The organism is Streptomyces viridosporus, from assembly GCF_002078235.1.
In the GTDB taxonomy this organism is placed as follows: Bacteria; Actinomycetota; Actinomycetes; order Streptomycetales; family Streptomycetaceae; genus Streptomyces; species Streptomyces viridosporus.
The window spans coordinates 1-597 of the sequence record NZ_MSGP01000827.1 but is presented as its reverse complement, the minus strand read 5'-3'; the positions used below and the strand labels follow the sequence as shown (position 1 = coordinate 597).

The following is a 597-nucleotide window of genomic DNA, read 5'->3' as shown; positions in this document are numbered from 1 at the left end:
GCTCGACCGGGCGCGCCGAGGTCCCGTGCGCCGACTCCTTGCCCGTCTCTGGCGACTCCTGCGCCCTGTTCAGAGCCGTCTCATGTGGTTCCTGAACGCCAAGTTCGTGGTCGGTGTGACCGGCGTCGTGCGCGACGACGAGGGGCGGGTCCTGCTGCTCCGGCACCGGATGTGGCCGCCGGGCCGCCAGTGGGGTCTGCCGAGCGGTTTCGCGCACAAGGGCGAGGACTTCCGGCAGACCGTGGTGCGCGAGGTCAAGGAGGAGACCGGCCTCGACGTGGAGGCGGGCCGCCTCGTCATGCTGAACAGCGGCTTCCGCACCCGTCTGGAAATAGCCTACGAGGCCCGCCTGCTCGGCGGCNNGCTCGACCGGGCGCGCCGAGGACACCGGGGCGGCGACCGTCACCCGTCCTCCGTCCCGGTTCCGTCCAGGGCCGCCGCCAGCACCTCCGCCAGGTGCCGCCCCCGCACCCCCGCCAGCTGCTCCAGCTGCGTCCGGCAGGAGAAGCCGTCGGCCAGGACCACCGCGTCCTCGGGTGCCTCCCGCACCGACGGCAGGAGGTGCTCCTCGGCGCAGGCCGCCGAGACCTCGTGGTG

The 597-nt window shown here is 73.6% G+C and carries 1 protein-coding gene and 1 pseudogene; one reads left to right on the top strand and one right to left on the bottom strand.

What is annotated here, in order from left to right:
• Positions 1–25: 25 nt before the first annotated feature.
• Positions 26–367 (top strand): annotated as a pseudogene (locus B7L92_RS37930) (NUDIX hydrolase); the annotation flags it as partial.
• A gap of 35 nt (positions 368–402) precedes the next feature.
• On the opposite strand, the gene B7L92_RS41720 reads toward B7L92_RS37930, so the two are convergent.
• The coding region (locus B7L92_RS41720) for a hypothetical protein (RefSeq protein ID WP_143626501.1) at positions 403–597 on the bottom strand (195 nt) is incomplete at its 5' end.